Source organism: Duganella sp. Leaf61 (assembly GCF_001421905.1).
GTDB classification, from domain to species: domain Bacteria; phylum Pseudomonadota; class Gammaproteobacteria; order Burkholderiales; family Burkholderiaceae_D; genus Rugamonas; species Rugamonas zoogloeoides.
Genome location: NZ_LMLM01000028.1, coordinates 148,959 through 171,102 on the forward strand (window position 1 = coordinate 148,959; position 22,144 = coordinate 171,102).

General features: G+C 62.1%; 23 protein-coding genes and 1 tRNA gene. 16 read left to right on the top strand and 8 right to left on the bottom strand.

The features are described from left to right. The first annotated feature begins 3 nt into the window (after window positions 1–3). The 6 genes from hscB to ASF04_RS15785 all read left to right on the top strand — a co-directional run bounded on the left by hscB (window position 4) and on the right by ASF04_RS15785 (window position 5,566). On the top strand, window positions 4–519 hold the full coding sequence (hscB, locus tag ASF04_RS15760; RefSeq protein WP_056143557.1) for a Fe-S protein assembly co-chaperone HscB: 516 nt from the start codon (window positions 4–6) through the stop codon (window positions 517–519). A 67-nt stretch (window positions 520–586) separates the two neighbouring features. Next, window positions 587–2,467 carry a Fe-S protein assembly chaperone HscA gene (gene hscA / locus ASF04_RS15765; protein WP_056143560.1) on the top strand — a complete coding sequence of 627 codons (1,881 nt, stop codon included), beginning with the start codon at window positions 587–589 and terminating at the stop codon, window positions 2,465–2,467. A 29-nt stretch (window positions 2,468–2,496) separates the two neighbouring features. Next, complete coding sequence (fdx, locus tag ASF04_RS15770) at window positions 2,497–2,838, top strand: ISC system 2Fe-2S type ferredoxin (protein ID WP_056143563.1); 342 nt, start codon at window positions 2,497–2,499, stop codon at window positions 2,836–2,838. Between the two features lie 115 nt (window positions 2,839–2,953). Continuing rightward, a complete protein-coding gene (locus ASF04_RS15775; protein WP_056144656.1) occupies window positions 2,954–3,778 on the top strand; it encodes an SAM-dependent methyltransferase in 825 nt (274 codons plus the stop codon). Between the two features lie 19 nt (window positions 3,779–3,797). Beyond that, entirely contained in the window at window positions 3,798–4,820 is a 1,023-nt protein-coding gene (gene ltaE, locus ASF04_RS15780) for a low-specificity L-threonine aldolase (protein ID WP_056143566.1), read from the top strand. After that, on the top strand, window positions 4,817–5,566 hold the full coding sequence (locus ASF04_RS15785) for an rRNA pseudouridine synthase (RefSeq protein WP_056143569.1): 750 nt from the start codon (window positions 4,817–4,819) through the stop codon (window positions 5,564–5,566). Before ltaE ends, ASF04_RS15785 begins: the two co-directional genes overlap by 4 nt. On the opposite strand, the gene ASF04_RS15790 is transcribed toward ASF04_RS15785, so the two are convergent. Genes ASF04_RS15790 through ASF04_RS15805 form a run of 4 tightly spaced genes read right to left on the bottom strand, consistent with a single transcriptional unit; the run spans window position 5,567 to window position 7,815 of the window. Continuing rightward, a complete protein-coding gene (locus ASF04_RS15790) occupies window positions 5,567–6,097 on the bottom strand; it encodes an RDD family protein (protein ID WP_056143571.1) in 531 nt (176 codons plus the stop codon). Beyond that, the gene (locus ASF04_RS15795) at window positions 6,084–6,836 is read right to left on the bottom strand and encodes a DUF3106 domain-containing protein (RefSeq protein ID WP_056143574.1); all 753 of its coding nucleotides are present in this window, start codon (window positions 6,834–6,836) and stop codon (window positions 6,084–6,086) included. Before ASF04_RS15795 ends, ASF04_RS15790 begins: the two co-directional genes overlap by 14 nt. Continuing rightward, complete coding sequence (locus tag ASF04_RS15800; protein ID WP_056143578.1) at window positions 6,836–7,252, bottom strand: DUF3619 family protein; 417 nt, start codon at window positions 7,250–7,252, stop codon at window positions 6,836–6,838. Before ASF04_RS15800 ends, ASF04_RS15795 begins: the two co-directional genes overlap by 1 nt. Beyond that, window positions 7,249–7,815 (bottom strand): RNA polymerase sigma factor, encoded by a 567-nt coding sequence (locus ASF04_RS15805; protein ID WP_056143581.1) that lies wholly within the window; start codon window positions 7,813–7,815, stop codon window positions 7,249–7,251. Before ASF04_RS15805 ends, ASF04_RS15800 begins: the two co-directional genes overlap by 4 nt. A 463-nt stretch (window positions 7,816–8,278) precedes the next feature. Here ASF04_RS15805 and ASF04_RS15810 point away from each other — a divergent pair, with 463 nt between their 5' ends. The 8 genes from ASF04_RS15810 (at window position 8,279) to ASF04_RS15845 (ending at window position 15,154) form a co-directional block, all read left to right on the top strand. Beyond that, a complete protein-coding gene (locus ASF04_RS15810; RefSeq protein WP_056143586.1) occupies window positions 8,279–10,021 on the top strand; it encodes an acetolactate synthase 3 catalytic subunit in 1,743 nt (580 codons plus the stop codon). Between the two features lies 1 nt (window position 10,022). After that, entirely contained in the window at window positions 10,023–10,514 is a 492-nt protein-coding gene (ilvN, locus tag ASF04_RS15815) for an acetolactate synthase small subunit (protein ID WP_026637011.1), read from the top strand. A gap of 57 nt (window positions 10,515–10,571) precedes the next feature. Then, window positions 10,572–11,588, top strand: coding sequence for a ketol-acid reductoisomerase (gene ilvC / locus ASF04_RS15820; RefSeq protein ID WP_056143589.1), 1,017 nt, complete (start codon window positions 10,572–10,574; stop codon window positions 11,586–11,588). A 149-nt stretch (window positions 11,589–11,737) separates the two neighbouring features. Then, window positions 11,738–12,496: an SIMPL domain-containing protein gene (locus ASF04_RS15825; protein WP_056143591.1), complete on the top strand. Its 759-nt coding sequence runs from the start codon at window positions 11,738–11,740 to the stop codon at window positions 12,494–12,496. A 98-nt stretch (window positions 12,497–12,594) separates the two neighbouring features. Further along, a complete protein-coding gene (pssA, locus tag ASF04_RS15830) occupies window positions 12,595–13,461 on the top strand; it encodes a CDP-diacylglycerol--serine O-phosphatidyltransferase (RefSeq protein ID WP_056143592.1) in 867 nt (288 codons plus the stop codon). A 163-nt stretch (window positions 13,462–13,624) separates the two neighbouring features. Further along, complete coding sequence (locus ASF04_RS15835) at window positions 13,625–13,969, top strand: NIPSNAP family protein (RefSeq protein ID WP_056143594.1); 345 nt, start codon at window positions 13,625–13,627, stop codon at window positions 13,967–13,969. Between the two features lie 55 nt (window positions 13,970–14,024). Continuing rightward, window positions 14,025–14,459 carry an antibiotic biosynthesis monooxygenase gene (locus ASF04_RS15840; RefSeq protein ID WP_056143596.1) on the top strand — a complete coding sequence of 145 codons (435 nt, stop codon included), beginning with the start codon at window positions 14,025–14,027 and terminating at the stop codon, window positions 14,457–14,459. Then, window positions 14,456–15,154, top strand: a complete 699-nt coding sequence (locus ASF04_RS15845; RefSeq protein WP_056143599.1) for a helix-turn-helix transcriptional regulator — start codon at window positions 14,456–14,458, stop codon at window positions 15,152–15,154. Before ASF04_RS15840 ends, ASF04_RS15845 begins: the two co-directional genes overlap by 4 nt. Here ASF04_RS15845 and ASF04_RS15850 read toward each other — a convergent pair. Both ASF04_RS15850 and ASF04_RS15855 read right to left on the bottom strand, forming a co-directional pair. Next, window positions 15,151–16,221, bottom strand: a complete 1,071-nt coding sequence (locus tag ASF04_RS15850) for a TonB family protein (RefSeq protein WP_082488808.1) — start codon at window positions 16,219–16,221, stop codon at window positions 15,151–15,153. The two genes, ASF04_RS15845 and ASF04_RS15850, sit on opposite strands and share 4 nt — an antisense overlap. 166 nt (window positions 16,222–16,387) lie before the next feature. Continuing rightward, window positions 16,388–17,200: a hypothetical protein gene (locus tag ASF04_RS15855; RefSeq protein WP_056143605.1), complete on the bottom strand. Its 813-nt coding sequence runs from the start codon at window positions 17,198–17,200 to the stop codon at window positions 16,388–16,390. A 265-nt stretch (window positions 17,201–17,465) separates the two neighbouring features. Here ASF04_RS15855 and rpsO point away from each other — a divergent pair, with 265 nt between their 5' ends. Together rpsO and pnp are read left to right on the top strand one after the other, a co-directional pair. Continuing rightward, complete coding sequence (rpsO, locus tag ASF04_RS15860) at window positions 17,466–17,735, top strand: 30S ribosomal protein S15 (RefSeq protein WP_026637007.1); 270 nt, start codon at window positions 17,466–17,468, stop codon at window positions 17,733–17,735. Between the two features lie 224 nt (window positions 17,736–17,959). Then, window positions 17,960–20,080, top strand: coding sequence for a polyribonucleotide nucleotidyltransferase (pnp, locus tag ASF04_RS15865; protein WP_056143607.1), 2,121 nt, complete (start codon window positions 17,960–17,962; stop codon window positions 20,078–20,080). A 159-nt stretch (window positions 20,081–20,239) separates the two neighbouring features. On the opposite strand, the gene ASF04_RS15870 is transcribed toward pnp, so the two are convergent. Both ASF04_RS15870 and ASF04_RS15875 read right to left on the bottom strand, forming a co-directional pair. After that, window positions 20,240–21,886 carry a methyl-accepting chemotaxis protein gene (locus tag ASF04_RS15870; protein WP_229205070.1) on the bottom strand — a complete coding sequence of 549 codons (1,647 nt, stop codon included), beginning with the start codon at window positions 21,884–21,886 and terminating at the stop codon, window positions 20,240–20,242. A gap of 157 nt (window positions 21,887–22,043) precedes the next feature. Then, window positions 22,044–22,139: transfer RNA gene (locus tag ASF04_RS15875), tRNA-Sec, on the bottom strand. Window positions 22,140–22,144 lie beyond the last annotated feature (5 nt).

Here is a 22,144-nt window from a genome sequence, read left to right on the forward strand (position 1 = left end):
CCTATGCAAAATCACTTCGAGCTGTTCCAGCTGCCGCAGCGGTACGCGGTCGATGCCCATGCGCTCGACAACGCCTACCGCGATGTGCAAAGCCGGGTCCACCCGGACAAATTCGTCAACGCGACCGACGCTGAAAAGCGCGTCGCCATGCAGTGGGCCACGCGCGCCAACGAGGCGTATCAAACGCTGAAGAACCCGCAAAAGCGCGCCCAATACCTGTGCGAGCTGCACGGCGTCGATCTGCAGACCGAATCGAATACCGCGATGCCGGTAGCGTTTTTGATGCAGCAGATGGAATGGCGCGAAGCGCTGGGCGACGCCCGCGCCGCGAAAAACAGCGATGCCCTCGACGCGCTCGACCGCGACCTGCGCGCTGCCCGCAAGGCGCAACTGGCCGACATCGAACAGCAGCTCGACGCCGCCGATTACACCGGCGCCGCCCAGGGCGTGCGCGCGCTGATGTTCCTCGAAAAATTCGGCGAAGAAGTCCGCTTCGCCTTCGAAGCAATCGAAGCCTGAGGCCTGCGGGGCCGCTACAGGTTCCCCATGCCGCCCAGGCAAACCAACAAGAATACAGGTTCCACCCATGGCACTTCTGCAAATCTCCGAACCAGGCATGTCCACCGCACCGCACCAGCATCGGCTGGCGGTGGGGATCGACCTTGGCACCACCAATTCACTGGTTGCCACCGTGCGCAACAGCATCCCGGAAGTGCTCAATGACGAAGACGGCCGGCCGCTGCTGCCGTCCGTGGTGCGCTACCTGCCCAACGGCCATGCCAACATCGGCTACAAGGCCCAGCAGGCGCAGGCGACGGATCCGAAAAACACCATCGTCTCCGTCAAGCGCTTCATGGGACGCGGCCTGGCCGATATCGCCTACGTGGAAAACATGCCGTACGATTTCCAGGATACGCCCGGCATGGTGCAACTGAAAACCGTGGCCGGCATCAAGAGCCCGGTGGAGATCTCGGCGCAAATCCTGGCCACCCTGCGCCAGCGCGCGGAAGATTCGCTTGGCGACGACCTGGTGGGCGCGGTAATCACCGTGCCCGCATATTTTGATGACGCCCAGCGCCAGGCCACCAAGGATGCCGCGCAACTGGCCGGCATCAACGTGCTGCGCCTGCTGTCGGAGCCGACCGCTGCGGCGATTGCCTATGGCCTCGATAACGGCTCCGAAGGCGTGTACGCCGTGTACGACCTCGGTGGCGGCACCTTCGACATTTCGATCCTGCGCCTGTCGAAGGGCGTGTTCGAAGTACTGTCCACCGGCGGCGATTCGGCGCTGGGCGGCGACGACTTCGACCACCGCCTGTTCTGCTACATCCATCAACAGGAAAAACTGGCGCCGCTGTCCGACGAAGACACCGCCACCCTGATGATCAAGGCGCGCGAGGCGAAGGAACTGCTGTCGAACAAGACCGAAGTGACGGTTGACGCCATCCTCAACTCGGGCGAGGAAGTCCACCTGCGCATCACCGCCGAGACCTTCCACGAGATCACCAAACACCTGGTCGCCAAGACCATGAATGCGATCAAGAAGGCGCTGCGCGACGCGAGCATCGATCCAGACGACGTCGATGGCGTGGTCATGGTCGGCGGCGCCACGCGCATGCCGCACGTGCAGCGCGCGGTGGGCGAGTACTTCCACACCACGCCGCACGCGAACATCGATCCCGACAAGGTGGTGGCGCTCGGCGCTGCCGTGCAGGCCAATCTGCTGGCCGGCAACCGCGCCGCAGGCGACGACTGGCTGCTGCTCGACGTGATTCCGCTGTCGCTCGGTATCGAGACCATGGGCGGGCTGGTGGAAAAAATCATCCCGCGCAATTCGACCATTCCATGCGCGCGCGCACAGGAGTTCACCACCTTCAAGGACGGCCAGACCGCGCTGGCCGTGCACGTGCTGCAAGGCGAGCGCGAACTGGTCACCGACTGCCGTTCGCTGGCACGCTTCGAGCTGCGCGGCATTCCGCCGATGGCCGCTGGCGCGGCGCGCATCCGCATCACGTACCAGGTCGATGCCGATGGCCTGCTGTCGGTGTCGGCGCGCGAACTGCGCTCGGGCGTGGAAGCGTCGATCAGCGTCAAGCCGGCCTATGGGTTAGGAGACGACGACGTCGCGCGCATGCTGCAAGAGTCCTATAAATCGGCCGACGTGGACATGATCGCCCGCGCCCTGCGTGAAGAGCAGGTGGAGGCGGAACGCATCCTGTTGGCCACGCAAGCGGCGCTGGACGAAGACGCCGCCTTGCTGTCCGACGAAGAGCGCATGGCAGTCGATGCGCTGCTGGCCGCCACCCGCGACGTGCTGGCCAGGTCGCAAAGCGGCGCGGCCGACCACGGCGCCGTGAAAGCGGCGGTAGAAGCGCTGGCGCACGGCACCGAGGAATTCGCGTCGCGCCGGATGGACCGCAGCGTGCGCAGCGCGCTGGCGGGCAAGGCGCTCGACCAGGTCGTCTGAAAAAACAACTAAAACTACTGAGGTATCAAGTGCCACAAATCGTATTCCTGCCCCACGCCAAACTGTGCCCGGACGGCGCCGTCGTTGAAGCCAAGCCGGGCCAGACCCTGTGCGACATCATGCTCGAGAACGACATCAACATCGAGCACGCGTGCGAAAAATCGTGCGCCTGCACCACCTGCCACGTGCTGGTGCGCGAGGGGATCGAGTCGCTGAACGAAGCGAGCGAAACCGAAGAAGACATGCTGGACAAGGCCTGGGGCCTGGAAGCCGTGTCGCGCCTGTCGTGCCAGGCCGTGGTGGCCGACGAAGACATGGTGATCGAGATCCCGAAATACACGATCAACCACGCCAGCGAAGGTAGCCACTGATATGGCGTCTGCCAAGACTGGCGCACAGAAGCTGGCAAACAAACCGGCCGCCAGGCCGGTCGCGCCGAAGACCGGCGCAGGCAAAATCGGTACCACGGTGACCGGCGCCGACAATATGCCCGAAATCCGCGAAGGCCAGACCGTGGCGCTGCTGCAGGAACTGCACATCCTCACGCGCGACGGCAAGATGAACCAGGACAGCCGCCGCAAGCTGAAACAGGTCTATCACCTGTACCAGTTCATCGAGCCGCTGTTGAAGGACGTGCTGGCAGCCAAGGGCAATGTGTCGCTGGTCGATCACGGCGCCGGTAAGTCGTACCTCGGCTTCATCATCTACGACCTGTTCTTCAAGGCGCTGGCAGCCGGTTCGCACATCTACGGCATCGAGACGCGCGAAGAACTGGTCGCGCGCTCGCAGCAGCTGGCCGCGCAGTTCGACTTCCCCGGCATGTCGTTCCTGCCGCTGTCGGTGGCCGAGTCCACCGAATCGACATTGCTGCCACCGCAGATCGACATCGTCACCGCGCTGCATGCGTGTAACACCGCCACCGACGACGCCATCGATTTCGCGCTGAAGAAGAAATCGAAGCACATCGTGCTGGTGCCTTGCTGCCAGGCCGAAGTCGCGTCGGTGCTGAAGAAGAACAAGGGGCAGTCGATGGGCAAGTCGGCGCTGTCGGAAATCTGGCGCCACCCGATCCACACCCGCGAATTCGGCAGCCAGATCACCAACGTGCTGCGCTGTCTGCAACTGGAAGCCCATGGCTACCAGGTGACGGTGACGGAACTGGTGGGCTGGGAGCACTCGATGAAAAACGAGCTGATTATCGCCACCTATAAAAACCTGCCGCGCCAGCGGCCCGCCGAGCGCCTCAAGGAGGTACTCGATACGGTGGGTTTGCAGGAAATGGACAAGCGATTCTTTACAGAGCAGGTATAACTTAAAGGGGCAGGGCACGATGGCTGAGCATAATGAAAAGTGGCTGGACCTGCGCAGCGACACCGTCACCCGCCCCAGCGCGGCCATGCGCGCCGCCATGAACGCGGCCGATGTCGGCGACGATGTCTATGGCGACGACCCCACCGTCAACCGGCTGCAGGAATACGCGGCCGACCTGTTCGGCTACGAAGATGCGCTGTTCGCGCCATCGGGCACGCAAAGCAACCTGCTGGCGCTGCTGGTCCATTGCGGCCGCGGCGACGAATACCTGGTCGGCCAGGAAGCGCACACCTACAAGTACGAAGGCGGCGGCGCGGCCGTATTGGGCAGCATCCAGCCGCAGCCGATCATCAACCAGCCCGATGGCGGCATTGCACTGGACGACATTGCCGCCTACATCAAGCCTGACGATTTTCATTTTGCGCGCACGCGCCTGCTGGCGCTGGAAAACACCATCGGTGGCCGGGTGCTCAGCCTCGACTACACGCGCCAGGCGACCACGCTGGCGCATGACAAGGGCCTGGCCACCCACCTCGACGGCGCGCGCCTGTGCAATGCCGCCGTCAAGCTGGGCGTGAGTCCGCGCGAGGCGCTGGCCGGTTTCGACAGCGCGTCGATCTGCCTGTCGAAGGGCCTGGGCGCGCAGGTGGGTTCGATCCTGTGCGGCACCCGACCGCTGATCAAGGAAGCGAAACGCTGGCGCAAGATGCTCGGTGGCGGCATGCGCCAGGCCGGCATGATTGCTGCCGGTGGCCTGTATGCGCTCGAGCACAATATCGGCCGCCTGGCCGACGACCACGCCAATGCCGCGTACTTCGCGGGCGAACTGGCCAAGATGAAGAAGATCAAGGTCAGCACGCCGCAAACCAATATTTTTTACGTCGACATTCCCTCGTTCGTGTGCCAGGGTTTGAACGACGTGCTGCAACTGACCCGCATCCGCGTGTCGATGGCGCCCCGGCTGCGCATCGTCACGCACATGGATGCCACGCGCGACGATATCGATCGGGCGATTACCGTATTTGGAGATTTTTTCGGATGAACACCCCTGACAAGGACAACGACAACACCGTCCGCCTGGCCAAGCGCCTGGCCGAGGAACGCCCCTGCTCGCGCCGCGAGGCCGAGGTCTATATCGAGGGCGGTTACGTCAGCGTCGATGGCGTGGTGGTGGAAGACGCCGGCGCGCGCGTGACGGCGGAGCAGCAGATCACGGTGGCCGACGACGCCACCTTGCTGGAAATCGTGCCGGTCACGCTGCTGCTGCATAAACCGGCAGGCGTGAATGGCGGCATCGGCAAGGATGGCCAGCAGGCGCTGCACCTGCTCCAGCCCGCGTCGCTCACGCGCACCGCGCCGGCCCAGCGCGTGTTAAAACGCCACTTCGCCAACCTGACCCTGACCACGCCGCTGGAAACCAAGGCCAGCGGCTTGCTGATCTTCACCCAGGACTTCCGCGTCACGCGCAAGCTGGTCGATGACTCGAGCAAGATCGAAGAGGAAATCATCGTGGAAGTGGGCGGCCAGATCAAAGACAACGGCCTGGCGCTGCTCAATCACGGCCTGCCGTTCAACGGCAAGCCGCTGGCGCCGATCAAGGTCAGCTGGCAGAACGAGAATCGCCTGCGTTTTGCGGTCAAGGGACCGAAGCCCGGCCAGATCGAGCACATGTGCAAGATGGTGGGCCTGGAAGTGATATCGATGAAGCGCATCCGCGTCGGCCGCATCGCGATGGCTAGCCTGCCGTCAGGCGAGTGGCGCTATGTGCAGGAGCACGAGCGGTTCTAGTCACTTGGCCGCGACAGCGGCCTTTTGTTTTTTGGGCGGCGCCGGCAGTTGTACCAGCCGCGTGCCCGCCAGCCGGTCATGCAGGAACTGACGCTCCTTGTCGAACAGCGCCGTCAAAGACCACAGCAACACACCTGCCAGCACCGCGCCCAGCGCCTGCCAGTGCTGCAAGCCTAACACGCCGCAGACTATCACCGCCGGCAGCACCCACAACCAGCACAACAGGTAACGCAGCATCGCCACGCGCGGCGCCACGCGGTCGTGGCCCGGGTGAACCAGCTTGAGGCGCCAGGTGCGCATGGCCAGGGTCTGGCCTTCGCGCGTCCACTGGTGGACGAAATAGACCCCGAGCACCACGAAGCACAACACCTGGCGCAGGTGTTCGATCAGCGGCGCATGGCTGGCGCCGGTGATCATTTCGAAAATCAGGAAGGGCAGGAACAATACGGCAAATGCCAGCAGGAATTCATACACCATCGATACCAGGCGGCGTTTGACGGTAGGGAAGGTCGTGACGTTATTTGGTGGCATCGGGGATGGTCGGCGCGACGGGCGCCGGCGGGACGGGAGGCTGGGGAACCGTCGCTGGCGCAGCAGCTGGGGCCGGCGCCGGTGGCGTAATGACCGGCGCGATATTGGACGCATCGGGCCACGGCTGGCCGGTGGCCGGATCGAGCCACGGCGCTGGTGCGGGCAATGGTGTGGCCGGCGGCGCCAGGTGCGGCTTGATCGGCGTCGGCAACTGCTGCTTGCTTTGCGACGGCGTGGGCAGGTTGGCCAGCTGCTTCTTGCTGGCGGAGTTGGCTGCCTTGGCGGCCAGTTGCTGCTTCTGCGCGTCGGACAGTTGCTGGTAATTTTCCCACTGCGTGGATTTTTTCGACGGATCGACCTTTTGCGCGCGTGCAAAGTTTTCGCGCACCTGGCGCCGCTCCTCGGGCGTCATGCGCACCCACTCGCGCATGCGCTCCTGTACCCGCAACTGCTCGTCGGGTTTCATGGCGGTGTAGCGCTTGGCGATCGCCAGCCACTTCTGCTTGCGGATCGGTTCGACCTTGTCCCACTCGGCGGCCAGCGGCTCGAGCGCGATTTTTTGCGCTGGCGTCAGGTCTTTCCACAGGGTTTTTTCAGGGACGCCGGGCGCGCCGGGCACAACCGCCGTGAGCGCCGAAGGCGCGTTCGCGCTCGGACCGACCCATGCCGCACCACCTGCTGCTACCGCTAACACCGCCAGTGCGGCAATGCCCATGCCGGCCGAACCACTGACCGCCATTATTGCTCGCTCTGCGCCAGGTAGGCGTTGAAGCCGTGGTCGAGGTAGGCCGTGGGCGGCAGCTCGTCGGACAGCACGGCGGCGTCCATCTCGGCCAGGTCGGCAATGCGTTGCTGCTCTTCGAAGTGGTAGATGCCGGTGAGGCCGCCAACGAGCAGCAGCAGCGGCAGCGCCACGCCCATGCGGCCGAGCCAGCCGAAGCTTTGCGACAGCACGCCGCCGTTATCACCATGGCCAGCGGTGGCGAACCGGGCCTGGCGCACGGTGAGCGGCGCAGCCACGTGAGCTTTCTTGCGGGCCATGGCCAGCTTGCGCGCCTGCGCCAGCCGGTCGGTGGTGGAGGCGGGCAGGTCGTCGAGCCGCTCGTTGAGCGCGTGGCGTACCTTGTACGCGAAGTTCAGATCGTCGGTGTTCATAATTTAATTCCCAAGGCTTTGAGCGAGGCGGCCAGTGCGTGAGTTGCGCGTGAGCAATGCGTCTTCACGCTCCCTTCGGAACATCCCATTGCTTCGGCTGTTTCAGCCACATCCATGTCCTGCCAATAACGCATCAGGAACGCTTCTCGTTGACGTGCCGGAAGCTTTTGAACCTCGTTATCGATCAATTCCAGCATTTGCTGGCGTTCGACCTTGTCGGCGGACGATTCGGCGGCTTCAGAACCTTCCTCGGAGAAAGATTCGAGTATATCAAAGTCCTCGTCGCCGTCCTTGGACGAAACCATGCCGGAAAACAGCGTGACCCAGGTATTGCGGACCTTTTCGCGGCGGAAGTAATCGAGGATGGTGGTTTGCAGGATGCGCTGGAACAGCATGGGCAGCTCGGCGGCCGGCTTGTCGCCGTATTTTTCGGCGAGCTTGATCATCGCGTCCTGCACGATGTCCAGGGCCGATTCGTCCTTGCGCACCGCGTACACCGCTTGCTTGAAGGCGCGCCGTTCGACGTTCTCGAGGAAGTCGGAGAGTTCTTTGTCTGTGGCCATGCTGGAGGTTGTGGAAAACTGACCGCATCCTAGCAAAAATCCCACGCATTTGCATGGTTTTACGTCATTCCACCCACTTTTTGCACCGGTAACAGGCCTTTTTCTACTTTGTTCTTGCTCAACATGGTGCATCGGGTGTACCGTATGGGACGCTTTGAACACCCCGAAGCTGTATGGTCATCTCGCAGCAGGCACACAACGCCGCCATCGACATGACGCGCTTTCATATGTAGGCAGTTTGTTCTGACCCGCGCCACAAGCGCGAGAGGTAGGCACAACCGCTACAGAATTCCAGCGAAACGACTATATGCGTTTTAGCGCCATTTTGCCCGTCACTACGGTTGGCGGAAGAGGTGGACGTGACCGCATGACAAAGGGACGTTGGGCAAGCTGTAGGGGTAGGCATATTTCGCGAGGGAAGAACATCCGATCAATCTCCAATGGACCTTGAAAGGAATGTTTCATGAACACCGAAGCATCTTCGCAACAACTTAGTGGTCAACTCACTGGCGCCGAAATACTGGTGCGCTGCCTCGCGGAAGAGGGCGTTGAACACGTCTTCGGCTATCCCGGCGGCGCCGTCCTGTACATCTACGACGCCATCTTCAAGCAAGACAAATTCCAACACGTCCTGGTACGCCATGAGCAGGCTGCGGTCCACGCTGCCGATGCCTATTCGCGCAGCTCGAACAAGGTTGGTGTCGCGCTGGTCACGTCCGGTCCGGGTGTCACCAATGCCGTCACAGGTCTTTCCACCGCTTACATGGATTCCATCCCCATGGTCGTGATCTCGGGACAGGTGCCCAGCCACGCCATCGGCCAGGATGCCTTCCAGGAATGCGACACGGTCGGCATTACCCGTCCCGTGGTCAAGCACAATTTCCTCGTCAAAGACGTCAAGGATTTGGCGGAAACCGTCAAGAAAGCCTTCTTTATCGCCCGCACCGGCCGTCCCGGCCCCGTGCTGGTCGACATCCCGAAGGATATCTCGATGCACAAGACGACGTTCTCGTACCCGAAAGAGGTCGAGATGCGTTCGTACAAACCGGTAGACAAGGGCCACGCGGGCCAGATCCGCAAGGCCGTCCAGCTGCTGCTGCAAGCCGAACGCCCGATGATCTACACCGGCGGTGGCGTGATCCTGGCCGGCGCATCCGACGAGCTCAACAAGCTGGTGGACAAGCTGGGCTTCCCGGTCACCAACACGCTGATGGGCCTGGGCGCCTACCGCGCCTCGAGCGAGAACTTCGTCGGCATGCCCGGCATGCACGGCACGTATGAAGCAAACATGGCGATGCAGCACTGCGACGTCCTGATCGCCATCGGCGCCCGCTTCGACGATCGCGTGATCGGCAACCCGAAACACTTCGCCTCGCACCCGCGCAAGATCATCCACGTCGATATCGACCCGTCGTCGATTTCGAAACGCGTCAAGGTCGATATTCCGATCGTCGGCAACGTCAAGGACGTGCTGATCGAATTCCTGGCCCAGCTCGACGCCAGCGAAGCCAAGCCGAATGTTCCTGCAGTCAAGGACTGGTGGAAGCAGATCGCCGAATGGCGCGGCAAGGACTGCCTGAAATTTGCCGATTCGGATCTCGTGATCAAGCCGCAATCGGTCGTGCAAAAACTGTGGGAAGTGACCAAGGGCGATGCCTTCATCACGTCCGACGTCGGCCAGCACCAGATGTGGGCGGCACAGTACTACCCGTTCGACAAGCCCAAGCGCTGGGTCAACTCGGGCGGCCTGGGCACCATGGGTGTGGGCTTGCCGTACGCCATGGGCGTGCAGATGGCCAACCCGGACGCGACCGTTGCATGCATCACCGGCGAAGGCTCGATCCAGATGTGCATCCAGGAGCTCGCTACCTGCAAGCAATACCACCTGACGCCGAAGATCATCATGCTCAACAACCGCTTCCTGGGCATGGTCCGGCAGTGGCAGCAGATCGACTACGGTTCGCGCTACTCCGAGTCGTACATGGATTCGTTGCCGAATTTCGAAAAGCTGGCCGAGGCCTATGGCCACGTCGGCATGCGCATCGAAAAACCGGGCGACGTCGATGGCGCGCTGCGCGATGCCTTCGGCATGAAAGACAAGCTGGTGTTCATGAACTTCATCACCGACCAGTCGGAAAACGTGTGGCCGATGGTCAAGGCAGGCAAGGGCCTCTCTGAAATGCTGCTCGGTTCGGAGGACTTATAACATGCGACACATTATCTCTGTCTTGCTGGAAAACGAAGCCGGTGCGCTGTCGCGCGTGGTCGGCCTGTTCTCGGCCCGTGGCTACAACATCGAAACGCTGACGGTAGCGCCGACCGAAGACGCCACCCTGTCGCGCATGACCATCGTCACCAGCGGCTCGGACGACATCATCGAGCAAATCACCAAGCACCTGAACCGCCTGATCGAGGTGGTGAAAGTGGTGGACCTGACCGAAGGCCAGCACATCGAACGCGAGCTCATGCTCATCAAGGTGCGCGCCGTGGGCAAGGAACGTGAAGAAATGAAGCGCACGGCCGATATCTTCCGTGGCCGCATCATCGACGTCACCGAAAAGTCCTACACGATCGAACTGACCGGCGCCAAGAGCAAGCTCGACGCGTTCATCGATTCGATCGACCGCGCCTCGATTCTTGAGACGGTACGCACCGGCGGTTCCGGCATCGGACGCGGCGAACGCATCCTCAAAGTTTAATCCCGGTACCGCATACAGCAAGTACCTGTTTACCATACAAAATACCAAGGAATTATCATGAAAGTTTTCTACGACAAAGACGCCGACCTCTCCCTGATCAAGGGTAAAAACGTTGCCATCATCGGCTACGGTTCGCAAGGTCATGCACACGCACAAAACCTGTCCGAGTCGGGCGTCAACGTGACCGTTGGCCTGCGCAAGGGCGGCGCTTCGTGGAACAAGGTTGAACAAGCCGGCCTGAAAGTGGCGGAAGTGAACGACGCCGTCAAAGCTGCCGACGTCATCATGATCCTGCTGCCGGACGAGAACATCGCCCAGGTCTATAACGAAAACATCGCCCCGAACGCCAAGCAAGGCGCGGTACTGGCCTTCGCCCACGGCTTCAACGTGCACTACGGCCAGGTCGTGCCACGCGCCGACCTCGACGTGATCATGGTTGCTCCGAAAGCCCCAGGCCACACCGTGCGCGCTACCTACACCCAGGGCGGCGGCGTGCCTCACCTGATCGCCGTGTACCAGGACAAGTCTGGCACCGCCCGTGACATCGCCCTGTCGTACGCATCGGCCAACGGCGGTGGCCGTGCCGGCATCATCGAAACCAACTTCCGCGAAGAAACCGAAACTGACCTGTTCGGCGAACAAGCCGTGCTGTGCGGTGGTGCTGTCGAGCTGATCAAAGCTGGTTTCGAAACCCTGACCGAAGCTGGTTACGCTCCGGAAATGGCGTACTTCGAATGCCTGCACGAACTGAAACTGATCGTTGACCTGATCTACGAAGGCGGCATCGCCAACATGAACTACTCGATCTCGAACAACGCCGAATACGGCGAGTACGTGACCGGTCCTAAAGTTGTTACCTCGGCCACCAAGGACGCAATGCGTCAGTGCCTGAAAGACATCCAGACCGGCGAATACGCCAAGTCGTTCATCCTGGAAAACAAGGCCGGTGCTCCAACCCTGATCTCGCGTCGTCGCCTGAACTCGGAACACCAGATCGAAGAAGTCGGCGCCAAGCTGCGCGCCATGATGCCTTGGATCGCCAAGAACAAGATGGTTGACCAGTCGAAAAACTAAGCGTTTTTCTGCTCATGAAAAGCCGGCGCGAGCCGGCTTTTTTTCGTTCGTCATTGTGCGCTTTGTTACAAACACTCACCATGTCTTACAGTTGCGTCATGTAAATTCAGTTAAAGTTTGTTTTGTCTTAAACTTAACTGGAGTATGCAATGACCGTCATCAAACACCTCGCCGCCGCCGCAGCAGTTTCATTCGCACTGACGGGCGCCGCCCATGCCGCCGAAGCGCTGCCGACCACCGGCGCGCTGGTCGTCGTGCCGGCCTTCGGTGAAGTCAAGCATGCCAATGACCAGGCCGTTGCTACCTTTGCCATCGAAGAGCAGGATAAGGACAAGGCTGCTGCCGCGTCGCGCGTGAACCAGAAAATGAAGCAGGGCGTCGATATCCTGAAAAAGGCCGACCCGCAAGCGAGCCTGAAAACCCAGGGCTATTACACCTATCCGGTGTACCCGGAAGACCGCCCATTGCCGACTGGGCAGGTGGCCAAGCCGCGCGTGCCCACTTCGTGGCGCGTGGGCCAGTACGTGGAAGTGACCACCACCAACCTGGAAGCGCTGCCGAAAACCGCCGCCGCCGCCCAGAAGGTGCTGACCCTGAATAACCTCAATTTCGGCCTGGCGCCGGAAACCACCAAAAAGCTCGACGATCAGCGCATCGCCGCCACGTATAAAAATCTGAACGAGCGCATCAACTCGATCGCTACCGCCATGGGCCGCAAGGTGGGCGACGCCGTGCTCGAAACGGTCGATTTTGAAGGGTCGGGCAACTACGCCCAGGAAGGCGCCCGCGCCGCGCCGATGATGATGCGCGCCAAGGCCGCCGACAGCATGGAAGTCGCCGAGCCGAGCTTCGAGCCGGGCGAGACCACGCTGGAAATGCGCCTGGTGGGTAAGGTGCGCTTCAAATAGAATGTCGATATAGAAAGAGGGGGCCGGATGCGGCCCCTTTTTCACGTTCGGCCTCTATAATGATGACGCAACAAGAATATTAACCGAACTGGAACCCTATGCCGAACTTCCCGCGTCGCCGCGCCAAGAACGCCGCTGCCAAAGCCAAACTGCCCAAGACGTCGCGTTTCAGCCGTTTTGCGCGCAGGGCCAGGGGGGAAGACCTCGACCGTCCCCGCCCACGCGGCATCTACCTGCTGCCCAACGCCTTTACCACCGCTGCGCTGTTCTGCGGCTTCTACGCCATCGTCATGGCGATGAACCAGAAATTCGAATACTCGGCCTGGGCGATTTTTATTGCCATGGTGCTCGACGGTCTCGACGGCCGGGTTGCGCGCCTGACCAACACCCAGAGCGAATTCGGCGCCCAGTACGACAGCCTGGCCGACATGGTGTCGTTCGGCGCCGCACCGGCGCTGGTGATTTACGAATGGTCGCTGCGCGGCCTGGGCAAGCTGGGCTGGATCGCCGCCTTTGTCTATTGCGCCGGCGCCGCGCTGCGCCTGGCCCGCTTCAACACCAATATCGCCGTCGTGGACAAGCGCTTCTTCCAGGGCTTGCCATCACCGTCGGCCGCCGCGCTGGTGGCCGGCTTCGTGCTGCTGATGGTGGACCAGGAAGTTTCCGGCCTCGAGCTGGCCTGGGTATCGTGGGGCATCGCCGTATTTGCCGGCCTGACCATGGTCACCAATGTGCCGTTCTACAGCTTCAAGGACGTCAACTTCCGCAAGTCGGTACCGTTCATCACGGTGTTCCTGATCGCACTGTTCTTCGCCCTGATCTCGATCGACCCACCCAAGGTGATGTTCCCGCTGTTTGTCGCATACGGCCTGTCAGGCTACGCAGTGCTGGTCTGGCGCCTGGCCAAGGGCAAGCCGGTCAGCGTGATTCAGACCGAGATCGAGGACGACGACAGCCATCGCTGACCCTTGCGCCTGGCAGCGGACTGCACCAGCGGCCCGCTGCCAGGCCGCGCCGCTGGCACATGCCGCCTGTTACCCGCATCATCCTGCATACTTCGTTCCACGCCGAAGCATTCGATTCCGCCCAAGGCTATCTTGTCGGTACTTTCAACGACCAGAGGCCAGCATGATCATCACCTGCTTTATCCACTACCAGATCGACCCGTTCCAGCGCGATACCTTCCGCGTGTATGCCGAAAACTGGGGCCGCATCATTCCGCGCCTGGGCGGCCACTTGCTTGGCTACTTTTTGCCGCATGAAGGCACCAACGACGAGGCGTGGGGACTGGTGGCTTTCGAGTCGCTGGCGGCTTACGAGGCCTATCGCGCCAGGCTGCGCGCCGACGACGAGGCGCGGGCCAATTTCGAGCTGGCCCGCAGTCAGCGTTTCATCCTGCGCGAGCGGCGTACTTTTGTGGAGGCGGTCGAGGGCGCGTTTTGCCTGCCGCCGCTGGCGCTGGTGGCACGGTGAAGCAGGCGCCGCTGGCCTACAATGGCGCCACCATATTCTTGCCGGAGGGCGCGCAATGATTGCCGTCATATTTGAAGTTGTGCCGAGCGCGGCTGGCCGCGCCGAGTACCTGGCGCGCGCTGCGCAGCTGGGGCCGCTCCTGGCGCAGGTCGATGGGTTCATCTCGGTCGAGCGCTATACCAGCATCGGCGATCCGGACCAGCTGCTGTCGTTGTCTTTCTGGCGCGACGAGGCGGCGGTGCGCGCCTGGCGCGAACGCGAGGCGCACCGCGCCGCCCAGTCGGCCGGCCGCGCCGGCGTGTTCGAGCATTACCGCCTGCGCGTGGCCGAGGTCGTGCGTGACTACGGCCTGATGGAGCGCGAGCAGGCGCCGCCGTGTCACCCGCCGCAGGTGCGCCCCACATCGGCTCCCTCGGCCACGCCGACCACGCCAGTCATGCCGATCAAGCCGGTCATGCCGACTATGCCTCCTGCGCCGGACCGGGCATGAACACCGCCGCGCAAACACGCTTTGCCCGCGTGGCCGCCGCCATCGGCGACCCCACGCGGGCGCTGATGCTGTCGCGCCTGCTCGACGGCCGCTACTACACCGCCACCGACCTCGCCGCTCACGCCGGCGTCGCCGCGCCCACGGCTTCGCAGCATTTGAAGCTGCTGGTGGACGAAGGCCTGGCCCGCGTGCGCGCCCAGGGGCGGCATCGCTATTACATGCTGGCCGACGCCAATGTCGCGCACGCGCTGGAAGCGTTGCTGCGCGTAGCCGACGGCGCGCTGCCCGAAACCACGCGCTGGCAGGCGCCGGCCATGACCGGGCTGCGTCACGCGCGCACGTGCTACGGCCACCTGGCCGGCGTGCTGGGCGTGGACTTGTGCCGGTGTTTCATCGCGCGCGGTTGGGTTACGCCGGGCGCCCATGATTTTCCGCTGACACCGGAAGGCAAAAAGCGCGTGCTGGCGCTGGGTGTGGCGCTGCCGGTCGAGGGCGTGCCGGCAAGGCGGCAACTGTACGGCTGCGTGGACTGGTCCGAGCGGCGCGATCACTTCGCCGGTCCGCTGGCAGTGGCGCTGCTCGACAATTTTATCGAGCGCGGATGGTTGCGGCGCAGCACCGACAGCCGCGCGCTGGAGGTGCCGGCCAGCGGCAAGCTGGCGCTGGCCGAGTTGTTTGGCGCTGCCGGTTCCTAGTTGACCTTGGCCTGTGCCTCGGCCTCCGCCCTGGCCTTGCGCTTGTCGGTCTCATCAGCGGCGTCGCGCCAGAGTTTGGCCAGTGCCGCATCCTGCTTGATGCCTTTGCCGTTGGCATAAGCCAATCCGAGTTCGCGCTGGGCCGGGCCGATGCCGGCGATTGCGGCTGGCCGGAAGTGTTCCACCGCCAGCTCGTTACTTTGCGGCAGGCCCCGGCCAATCGCGTAGCTTTCGGCCAGCATCCAGTGGGCGTTGTTGTCACCCTTGGCGGCCGCTTGTTGCAGTAGGGCGGTCGCGCGTGGCAAGTCTTCGCTGCGTCCGCTGTCGAGCAACTGCACGCCCACCAGCGACATCGCCTCGGGATGCTGTTGCGCCACCGCACGGTCCATCAGGGGCTGGGCTTCTGCCATTTTTCCTTGGGCCATCAATACCCGCGCCAGCAGGTACAGGCCAGCCGGATGGTCTTGCGCTGCGGCCTTGCGCAGCCAGTCCACGGTCTCTTCCGAGGCATTGTTGAAGCGGCTGGAACTGATTTGCGTGAGCGCCATGGCCACCTGTGCACCAGCCAGGCCCTGGTCCGCGGCGCGCCGTATCCACTGCGTACCGGCTTCCACATTGCGTTTGCCCGCACGGCCGCTCAGGTAAATCTTGCCCAGTTCGAACTGGCTGGCAGCGGTACCCTGGCGCGCGCTGCGTTCCAGTGTCGACAGTTCCGACGAGCTCAGTCCCTGGTTTTCGAACGTCCAGACGTAGGCGATGCGTGCCCATGCGGCGATGGGCTTGTCGTCTTCGATGGCGGGCTTGAACTGGCACAGCGCCAGGCCCTCGACGGAAGCGCGGTCGAGGCGCGCAAAACCGCTCGAGCGCAGCACGGTCGTCTCGTGCAGCTTGCCGTCTTCACCGACCAGAAACGCCAGGATTACGCGGCCCTTTTCCAGCGCGCGCAGCGACTCGCGCGGCCATGCCGGCTTTTCGCAACTGCCGGGCTGGATATGAGCCATGGAAGTGGCCGCCATGGCCGGTAACACAAACAGGGACCACGCCAGCACTGCGAGAGCTTTTTTCATGGGAATGAAATAGGTTTATGAATGACAACAATTCTACATGTTGCCAAAACCGCAAACGCTGGGAGGTGTAAAAATAATCAATCGAATGACTGAAAGGCGAGGAGGGGAGTGTGGCACGCGCGGACAAGTCCACGCGTTACCACAGCAAGCGTAAAGCGGGGAAAGATCAGAAGCGCACTTTGAGGTAAGCAGCAGGGCCGTTCAGGCGCACATTGACGGCGGTGTCGTCGCGGTCGCGGCGCAGGCTGATCTTGGAGGCCGTATATTCCGCCACCACGCCCACCATCGGCGTCACATACCATTCCATGCCGACCGAGCCGCCGTAAATATGGCCATTGACGTTGCCGCCGTTTTTCTTGATGCCGTTGGCATTGGCATAAAAACGTGCTTCCGGCGAGAACTGGTGGCGATAACCGAGTTCCAGCAGCGGCGCCCAGGCGCTTTCGCTTTCGTCGTAGCGGGCGTTACCGGAAACGCCGTTGATCGAGCCATTGGCCGTGCCCTCGATACCGGCGCGGTAGTAGGCGCCACCGATGCCGATGCCGAATACGTCATTGCCCTGGCCCAGCCACCATTTGTAGGCGATGCTGGCCAGGTCCAGGCGCAGCTTGGCGTTCAGGCGGCCGTTGCCGGTCAGCGGCTGGCCGTTGAAGTTGGTGCTGCCGGACAGGCCGGGGTTGTAGTCTTTGTCGTAGCGGTAGTAGTCGAAGTCGAAGCCGTGCGAATCGCCGATCAGTACCGACGCCTTGACGCGTGGCAGAGTGGTTTTATCGCCCTTGTAGGTGCCGGTGTCGATGCGGCCGTACTCGGTGTCGCCCTCGACCTTGATGCGCGGCTCGGTGTAGAACGCACCCACCGACAGGCTGGCGCGGTCCAGTGCCGGCGACGGCTGGGCAAATGCCAGCGCGGAGACGGTGGACAGCGCCAGCAGGGAGGCGGTATAGATGGCGGTACGGGCGGACGGGGTGCGGAAAGACATGACTACTCCATAAAAAAAGTTGCGTGACGGTATGGGGCGGATCATATCAATCACATAGCTGATTTAACGTCGGCGCACTACCACGCTGCACGTGGGACTGCTCCTACTCACGGGAGGGCAGAATATTCAGCAATTGTCGTACTCAATGAGTACATGCAGGCCATTTTCCGCTATACTTGCGGGTCTGGTCTTTTCGGACCAGTTTTTTTGAAATCACGGTGGGCAGGGTTCAGACTCCGCGCACCGCATGTTAAAGGTAAATATCATGACCGTAGAAAACATCAACAAAGCCGCGATCATCGCGGACAACGCCCGTGGCCAAAAAGACACCGGCTCGCCAGAAGTGCAAGTTGCACTGCTGACCGCCCGCATCAACGAACTGAACGGCCACTTCAAGGCCCACAGCAAGGATCACCACTCGCGTCGCGGTCTGATCATGATGGTTAACCGTCGTAAAAGCCTGCTGTCGTACCTGAAGAACAAGGACGCTACCCGTTACCGCGATCTGATCGCCAAACTGGGTCTGCGTAAGTAATTTTATTGCGCCCTTAGCTTCAAAAGAAATGCCTGCGCCAGTTTACTGTCGCAGGCATTTTGTCATTGGTGCAGACGAAAAAATTGCTAGCTGGAATAGTCATTTGACAAGCTGGCATGGTGGTAAAGAGCAAGTGTAGCAAAGGCGGCAGCCACAGATGCCGCCCGTGGTGAGGTGAACGACAGCGCCTGAAAATCTGTCGGCAAATAGAAAGGGATTTACCCATGTTTAATAAAGTTACGAAAACCTTCCAGTACGGCCAGCACACGGTCACGCTGGAAACCGGCGAAATCGCTCGCCAAGCCTCTGGCGCAGTGCTGGTGTCGATTGAAGACACCGTCGTACTGGCTACCGTGGTGGCGCGCAAGGATGCCAAGCCGGGCCAGGACTTCTTCCCGCTGACCGTCGATTACCTTGAAAAGACCTATGCAGCCGGCAAGATTCCCGGTGGTTTCTTCAAACGTGAAGGCCGCCCTTCGGAAAAAGAAACCCTGACGTCGCGTCTGATCGATCGTCCTATCCGCCCTCTGTTCCCAGAAGGCTATATGAACGAAGTGCAAGTGATCATTCACGTGCTGTCGGTCAACCCGGAAATCGATCCCGACATCGCTTCGATGATCGGCGCCTCGGCCGCATTGTGCGTGTCGGGCGTACCGTTCAACGGCCCGATCGGCGCTGCCCGCGTGGGTTACGCCAATGGCCAGTACATTCTCAACCCGACGGTTGAACAGCTGAAAACCTCGCAGATGGACCTGGTGGTTGCCGGTACCGAAGCGGCCGTGCTGATGGTGGAATCGGAAGCCAAGCAGCTGTCCGAAGAAATCATGCTCGGCGCCGTGGTCTTTGGCCACACCCAGATGAAAGCTGTCATCGACGCCATCCACGACCTGGTACGCGACGGCGGCAAGCCTGAGCAAGTGTGGACCGCGCCAGCCAAAAACGAAGCGCTGATCGGCCGCGTGACCCATTTCGCCGAAGCGAAAATCCGCGAAGCGTATCAAACCCGCGACAAGCAGGCCCGTACCGACAAGCTGCGTTCGATGCACTCGGAAGTCGTCGCTGAACTGGGCGCCGAAGCGGCTGCCGCTGGCGCCGCGGCGCCGGATGGCGTCGAAGTTGGCAACATCCTGTTCGACATGGAAGCCAAGGTCGTGCGTTCGCAGATTCTCGAAGGCGAGCCACGCATCGACGGCCGCGACACCCGCACCGTGCGTCCGATCTCGATCCGCACCTCGGTCCTGCCGCGTACCCACGGTTCGGCACTGTTCACCCGTGGCGAAACCCAGGCCCTGGTCGTTGCAACCCTGGGCACCGCCCGCGATTCGCAAAAGATCGATGCGCTGATGGGCGAGTTCACCGACTCCTTCATGCTGCATTACAACATGCCACCGTTCGCCACCGGCGAAACCGGCCGCGTCGGTACGCCGAAGCGCCGCGAAGTCGGCCACGGCCGCCTGGCCAAGCGCGCGCTGATCGCCGCGCTGCCGGAAGCTGACGAGTTCAGCTACGCTGTGCGCCTGGTGTCGGAAATCACCGAATCGAACGGTTCGTCGTCGATGGCTTCGGTCTGCGGCGGCTGCCTGGCGCTGATGGATGCGGGCGTACCGATGAAAGAGCACGTGGCCGGTATCGCCATGGGCCTGATCAAGGACGGCGGCAAGTTTGCCGTGCTGTCGGACATCCTGGGCGACGAAGATCACCTGGGCGACATGGACTTCAAGGTAGCCGGTACCCGCAACGGTATCACCGCGCTGCAGATGGACATCAAAATCCAGGGCATCACCAAGGAAATCATGCAAGTGGCACTGGCGCAAGCCAAGGAAGGCCGCGAGCACATCCTGGGCGAAATGCAAAAAGCCATGCCAACCGTGAAAACGGAACTGTCCGATTTCGCTCCGCGCCTGATCACCATCAAGATCAATCCGGAAAAAATCCGTGACGTGATCGGCAAGGGCGGCGCCGTGATCCGCGCGCTGACCGAAGAGACCGGCACCCAGATCGACATCAGCGACGAAGGCGTGGTCACCATCGCTTCCGTCGATGCTGCTGCCGGCCAGGAAGCCAAGCGCCGCATCGAAGAACTGACCGCGTCGGTCGAAGTGGGCAAAACCTACGACGGTACCGTGCTGAAACTGCTGGACTTCGGCGCCATCGTGCAAGTAATGCCAGGCAAAGACGGCCTGCTGCATATCTCGCAGATCGCCAACGAGCGTGTGAACGCCGTGGCCGACTACCTGAAAGAAGGCCAGCAAGTGCGCGTCAAGGTTCTGGAAACCGACGACCGCGGCCGCCTGAAGCTGTCGATGAAAGCTGCTGCTGAAGAAGCGGCTGCTGCTGCGCAGTAATCTGAGTTAGCTCAGCAAAAAGCCACCTGGTGTCACCCGGGTGGCTTTTTTTTCGTCCTGTTTTTCCTCGTTATCGCGTTCGCGCGACGGCGTGTTGCGCACGCCGCGCGGGCGGCAATGACGCAGAGAAGGATGGTGGTTCGAACCAGTTGCGCCGAATCAGCTGCCCAGCGCCAGGCGGCGACTGGCCGCTGCCGGGGCGGCACTGCGTTTGGCAGCAGGACGCACCGCTGCCGCCGGCGCGAAACCAGCATTGTCCAGCTTGAACACGCTGACCAGCTGCGCCAGGTGCGTCGATTGGCCTTGCAGCGATTCGGCCGCCGCAGCCGCCTGTTCCACCAGCGCCGCATTCTGCTGCGTCACGCCGTCCATCTCGCCGATGGCCTGATTGATCTGGTCGATGCCGGATTCCTGTTCCAGGCTGGCGGTGGCGATCTGCTCCATGATGTCGCTCACGCTGCGCACGCTGTTGACGATCTCGGTCATGGTGTTGCCGGCCTGGTCCACCAGCATCGCGCCGGTCGAGATTTTTTCCACCGAGTCGCTGATCAGTTCCTTGATGTCCTTGGCGGCGCTGGCCGAGCGCTGCGCCAGGTTGCGCACTTCGGTTGCCACCACGGCGAAGCCACGGCCCTGTTCACCGGCGCGCGCCGCTTCCACGGCCGCGTTCAGCGCCAGGATATTGGTCTGGAAGGCGATGCCGTCGATCACGCCGATGATATCTACCACGCGCTTGGACGAGGTGCTGATCGATTCCATCGTGGTCACCACTTCGGCCACCACGTCGCCGCCGCGCACGGCCACGTCGGAAGCGCTGGCGGCCAGCTGGTTGGCCTGGCGCGCGTACTCGGTGTTCTGCTTGACGGTGGAGGTCAGCTCTTCCATCGACGACGCGGTTTCTTCGAGCGAGCTCGCTTGCTGCTCGGTACGCGAGGACAGGTCCATATTGCCGCTGGCGATCTCGTCGGAGGCCGTGGCCACCGCCTCGGTGGTGCCGCGCACTTCGCCCACGATGGCGGCCAGGCGGTCGCGCATGGCGGCGATGCTGAAGAGCAGGCTGCTGGTGTCGTTGGCGGCCAGGTCCACCCGCACGGTCAGGTCGCCGGCGGCGATGCGGTCGGTAATGCCGGCAGCATAGGCCGGCTCGCCGCCGAGCTGCCTGAGCACCGAGCGCGCAATCAGCCAGCCGAGCAGCAGCGCCACGCCGATCGAGATCGCGGTCAGTATGGCGGTAATGGTAATGGCCTGCACGCTGCGGTCGTGCACAGCCTTGCCGATTTCGTCGATGGCGGCGCGCTGGCGGTCGGCCACGGCACCGATGCTGGCCAGGTAGGTTTCGCTGGCCGGCACGAATTTCTGGTTGATCAGTTGCTTGGTCAGCGCGACGTCGCCGGCATCGCGTGCTTGCATGACGCTTTTGCGCGCGGCCTGGTAGATGTCGCGGTCGGCCATGGCCTTGGCATACAGTTCCTTGGCGCGTGCATCAACCAGCCGCTCGACGATCAGTTTCTGCACTTCGCCGTTGCGCTTGATGGCGCGCGCCAGGCCGTCTTCGAAGTATTTCTGTTCCTCGGGGTCGGTCAGGCGGGCGGCCGCCTGTGCACGCTGCACATTGTTCTCGATGCTGCCTTTCCATTCGGTGACCAGGCGCTCGGTCTGCAGCTGTTGCTCGACCAGGTTGTCGGTGTCGTTGGTGACCGTGTTGAGTGCGGTGGAACTGCCGATCGCCACGACCAGCAGCAGCGCCAGCGTGGAGCCGAAGCCCAGTGCCAGGCGCGCCCCCACTTTCATATTAGCCAGTTTCATAGAAGTCCTCGATGTAAAGTTATCTCTAATGCAAAAAATATTGCGAATGAGAAATTGTAGCACCGATCAGGAAAAAATGTTCCTTGTGGAAACTGCTGACGCACCGCCAGCCTGTTGACAGGAAATGGATGTAAAAAGATGTAAATAGACGGGAAAATGGCGGAAAGCAGTAGGAGTCGAACCTACAGAGGAACGGCTGACGCCCCTCACCGGGTTTGAAGCCCGGCCCCATCACCGGATGAGATTGCCTTCCTTGGG